At 64.6% G+C, this 4,415-nt stretch carries 5 protein-coding genes; 4 read left to right on the forward strand and 1 reads right to left on the reverse strand.

Annotated elements, in window-relative coordinates:
* The 4 genes from acnA to VLE48_15260 all read left to right on the forward strand — a co-directional run.
* Positions 1 to 1,998 (forward strand): aconitate hydratase AcnA (gene acnA / locus VLE48_15245; protein ID HSA94368.1); only part of this gene is annotated, 1,998 nt, incomplete at its 5' end.
* A gap of 114 nt (positions 1,999 to 2,112) precedes the next feature.
* Positions 2,113 to 2,601 (forward strand): redoxin domain-containing protein, encoded by a 489-nt coding sequence (locus tag VLE48_15250; GenBank protein ID HSA94369.1) that lies wholly within the window; start codon positions 2,113 to 2,115, stop codon positions 2,599 to 2,601.
* 143 nt (positions 2,602 to 2,744) lie between these two features.
* Positions 2,745 to 3,083: a hypothetical protein gene (locus tag VLE48_15255; protein ID HSA94370.1), complete on the forward strand. Its 339-nt coding sequence runs from the start codon at positions 2,745 to 2,747 to the stop codon at positions 3,081 to 3,083.
* Positions 3,080 to 3,571, forward strand: a complete 492-nt coding sequence (locus VLE48_15260) for a hypothetical protein (GenBank protein HSA94371.1) — start codon at positions 3,080 to 3,082, stop codon at positions 3,569 to 3,571. Before VLE48_15255 ends, VLE48_15260 begins: the two co-directional genes overlap by 4 nt.
* A 90-nt stretch (positions 3,572 to 3,661) precedes the next feature.
* On the opposite strand, the gene VLE48_15265 is transcribed toward VLE48_15260, so the two are convergent.
* A complete protein-coding gene (locus VLE48_15265) occupies positions 3,662 to 4,273 on the reverse strand; it encodes a thioredoxin domain-containing protein (GenBank protein ID HSA94372.1) in 612 nt (203 codons plus the stop codon).
* Between the last annotated feature and the right edge of the window lie 142 nt (positions 4,274 to 4,415).

A 4,415-nucleotide genomic window follows, 5' to 3' on the forward strand; every position in this document is an offset into this window, starting at 1 on the left:
GTCGGCTTTCGCCTGACCGGCAGGCTGCGCGAGGGTTCCACCGCCACCGACCTGGTCCTCACCGTCACCGAGATGCTGCGCAAGAAGGGCGTGGTGGGGAAGTTCGTCGAATTCTTCGGACCCGGCCTGGCCAACCTGCCGCTCGCCGACCGCGCCACCATCGCCAACATGGCGCCCGAGTACGGCGCCACCTGCGGCATTTTCCCCGTGGACGCGGAGACGCTGCGCTACCTGCGCTTCAGCGGGCGCTCGGACGACCAGGTCGCGCTGGTCGAGGCCTATGCGAAGGAGCAAGGCTTGTTCCACACGCCGCAAACGCCCGACGCCGAATACTCGGATACGCTCGAACTGGACCTGGGCACGGTCGAGCCCTCGCTGGCCGGGCCGCGCCGCCCCCAGGACCGCGTCCCGCTTTCGCGCGCTGCGGCCAACTTCGCCGAAGCCTTGCCTTCGCTCGTCAAGCCCAACCCCAAGCGCCCGGACCAGGTGGCGCGCTGGGAAGGCGAAGGCGGCGCTCCCTACGCCACCGCCTCCGGCGGCAACGGCGATTACTGCAAGAATCTGAAGCACGGCAGCGTGGTCATCGCCGCCATCACCAGTTGCACCAACACCTCGAACCCCTCGGTGATGGTGGCCGCCGGCCTGCTGGCCAAAAAAGCCGTCGAGAAAGGACTGGAAGTCCCGCGCTGGGTGAAGACCTCGCTCGCGCCCGGCTCCAAAGTGGTCACCGAATATCTGACGCAGTCCGGCCTGATGCCCTATCTCGAAAAGCTGAAGTTCCACACCGTGGGCTTCGGCTGCACCACTTGCATCGGCAACTCCGGCCCGCTGCCGCCGGAAGTCGCAAAAACCGTCCAGGAGAACGATCTGGTCGTCGCCGCGGTGCTCAGCGGAAACCGCAACTTCGAGGGCCGCATCAATCCGGACGTCCGCGCCAACTACCTGGCCTCGCCACCGCTGGTCGTGGCCTACGCGCTGGCCGGCCGCATGGACGTGAACCTCGCCGAGGAGCCTCTCGGCAAAGGACGCGACGGCCAGCCCGTCTACCTGCGCGACATCTGGCCCTCGCAGCAGGAGATCACGCAGGCAGTCGAGAAGTCGCTGACCTCGGCGCAATTCCAGAAGACGTACGCGTCGGTGTTCGAGGGCGATCAGCGCTGGAAGTCCATGCCCCTGCCTTCCGGCAAGACCTACGCCTGGGACAAGGACTCCACCTACATCAAGCATCCGCCGTATTTCGAGGCCATGACCAAAACGCCGCCGCCCATCACCGAGATCCGCGGCGCGCGCGTGCTGGCCAAACTGGGCGACAGCGTCACCACCGACCACATTTCGCCCGCAGGCTCCATCAAGAAAGACAGTCCCGCCGGGCAGTACCTCATCGCCCGCGGCGTCAAGCCCGCCGATTTCAACTCCTACGGTTCGCGCCGCGGCAACGACGAAGTCATGGTGCGCGGCACCTTCGCCAACGTCCGCCTGCGCAACCTCATGGTGCCCGCCTCCGAGGGCGGCGTCACCAGGCACCTGCCGGATGGCGAAGTCATGTCCATCTTTGACGCTTCGGTGAAATACCGCAGCGAGAACGTTCCGCTGGTCGTGCTCGCCGGGAAGGAGTACGGCTCCGGCTCCTCGCGTGACTGGGCCGCCAAAGGACCGTACCTGCTGGGCGTGCGCGCCGTCATCGCCCAGAGCTACGAGCGCATCCACCGCTCCAACCTGGTCGGGATGGGCATCCTGCCGCTGGAATTCGCCGCCGGCCAGAACGCCGAATCCCTCGGCCTCTCGGGCGATGAAACCTGCGACATCGTGGGCCTGAAGGCGCTGCTCGACTCCGGCTTCAAAGCCGGGCGCGCGGTCACCGTGCGCGCCACCGCTCCCGGCGGCAAGGTCACCGAATTCACCGCCACGGTGCGCATCGACACGCCGCAGGAAGTGCTCTACTACCAGCACGGCGGCATTCTGCAGTACGTACTGCGGCAGTTGCTGGGGAAGACATAAAGGCTTTTACCGCCGAGCGCGCAGAGGTCGCCGAGACCCATCGTCCCGCTTGTCGCATCGCGCGTCACCCAATAAACTGAATGATTCGCCGCTCATCTCGGCGACGGAGGATTGATGGCACTACTTCCCGTCGGCGCCCAGGCGCCCGACTTCGATCTGCCCGCGGTCACCGGCGAGCGCAAGCACCAGGTCAAGCTCTCCGACTATCGCGGCAAGCAGCACGTGGTGCTGGCCTTCTTTCCTGCCGCCTGGACCCCTACTTGAGCGGCGCAGATGCCGGCCTACGACCGCGACCTCGCGAAGTTCGCCGGCTCGAATGCCCAGGTCCTGGGCATCAGCGTCGATTCCAGCTTCTGCCACCTCGGCTGGCAGAAGCACGACATCGGCATGCTGCACTATCCCTTGTGCAGCGACTTCTATCCTCACGGCGCAGTGGCGCGCGCCTACGGCGCCTTCCGCGAAGGCCCGCCCATCCCCGGCATCAACGAGCGCGCCGTCTTCGTGGTCGATAAGCAGGGCAAGATCGCCTTCAGCCGGGTCTACGACCTGGGCGAACAACCGCCCAATGCCGATGTCTTCGAGGTCCTGGAAAAACTGAAGTAGTTCACCGCCGGAAAACAAAACGGCCACGGATCTTCACGGAGGAACACGGATCCGCACTCCTCCCTGACGGATCCGTGTCCATCCGTGACTGCAGTAACGTTCTCTCTTGATTGTTACCTTGGTACCAAGGTAACATTCTGTGCATGACGGATACATCGAAGCCCACACCGCGCATCCCGGTCCAGCGCGTCCAGACCGGCGTGCGCATGGAAAAGCGGTTGGTGAAGGTGCTCAAAGCCCTGGCGGAATACCACGACCTCACCCTCGGCGACCTGCTCGAAGGCATCGTCCTGCACGCCTTCGATGGCAAGTGCCCGTTCAAGCGGGAGAACCTGGAGCGCATTGCCGAGTTGAAGCGCTTCTACGGGCTCTCGCTGGACTCCTCGGCCAGCCACCGCCTGACCGAGTCACATGCGGCGCCCGCCGCGGCCAGAGCGAATCGGAGTCGCCGCCAACCGCGCCGGAAGGGGATCCGGACATGACGTTGGTTTCAATGAACGACCAGGAATTCATGGCGGCCTTCGAGTCTGGACAATTGTCCGGCAAGGATTTCCATCATGCCGACCACGTCCACATGGCCTGGCTGTACCTGCGCACTCGGCCGGTGCTGGAAGCCATCGCGGATTTCAGCGCCGCACTCCGCCGCCTGGCCGCCGCCAACGGCAAGCCCAATCTCTACCACGAGACCATCACCTGGGCCTATCTGTTCCTCGTTCGCGAGCGAATGGAACGGGGCGCAGAGTGCGAAGGTTGGAATGAATTCGCTCGCGCCAATCCCGACCTGCTCGATTGGACCAGTCCCATCCTGAAACGCTTCTATCGGGAAGAGACGCTGAAGAGCGACCTGGCCAGACGCGTATTTCTGCTGCCCGACCGCCCGGCGCAGACGGAAGAGAGTCCCGGCGATCCTGAGTTGGAATTCACTGCCGAGACCGCCGACACGAAGTCAGCCACGGATCTTCACAATTGAACACGGATTAGGCGTCATCCGCGTTTGTCCGCGTGAATCCGCGGCGAAAATCTTTTCTCGGCGTTCTCTGCGCCCTCGGCGGTGAGAGTCTTACTTCGCCGCCCGGATCATCTCGTCGATCAGCGTGAACAGCTCCGAGCGGTCCACCACCTCGACGAACGGCTTGCCGCGCGTCGAATCGCTGACCACGTAAATCGTGGGCGTATGCGAGACCCCGGTGCGTTGGCCGAGCGTGTAATCGGCCTTCACCTTCACCGCCAATTCGCCGCGCGGATCCACCAGGAAGGGCAGCGGCGTCTTGTGCTCGGCGGCGAAGCGGTCGGCGAAGCTGCGCAGGTTCTCGCGTGTGATCTGCGGCTGGTTCTGGAAAATGTACTCGCGGAACTCGTCCCCCAGCTTCTTGGACTTGGTGTCGAAATAGCGCGCCATCACGTGCGCGTCGAAGCTCCAGTTGTGCATGGGCAGCGGAAAGTCGTAGCGCACCAGGGGGATCTTGTACACCCGCGCCGCCTCCGTCAAGAGCGGCGCCGCCCGCCGGCAGTCCGGGCACTGCAGGTCTTCAAACACGACAATGGCGACTTTTGACCCCTTGGGCGGCTTCAGTGCCGCGCTCACCGGCGTCACCGTGGCTTGTTGCGCCGCCGCGGCCACCGCCAGCGTCAGGGTCAGGATGAGGACTACGAGCCGTTGCTTGGGAACCATGCCTCTCAACCTCTCAGGATTTGGCGCAGGCCCACTTTCGCCCGCACCCCTTCATACTAATGGATGCATGCGGGCGGCGTCAGGTCACCTCGGCCCGGCGCCCGAGGCCTTCATTGGCGCGCGTCGTGCTTCCCGAACTTCC

This window comes from Terriglobales bacterium (assembly GCA_035454605.1).
In the GTDB taxonomy this organism is placed as follows: Bacteria; Acidobacteriota; Terriglobia; order Terriglobales; family Acidobacteriaceae; genus DATMAB01.

Bases quoted from the DNA above. Each gene is read 5' to 3' on its own strand.
- VLE48_15255 (HSA94370.1), top strand. From the start codon at position 2,745: ATGACGGATACATCGAAGCCCACACCGCGCATCCCGGTCCAGCGCGTC.
- VLE48_15260 (HSA94371.1), top strand. From the start codon at position 3,080: ATGACGTTGGTTTCAATGAACGACCAGGAATTCATGGCGGCCTTCGAG.
- VLE48_15265 (HSA94372.1), bottom strand. From the start codon at position 4,273: ATGGTTCCCAAGCAACGGCTCGTAGTCCTCATCCTGACCCTGACGCTG.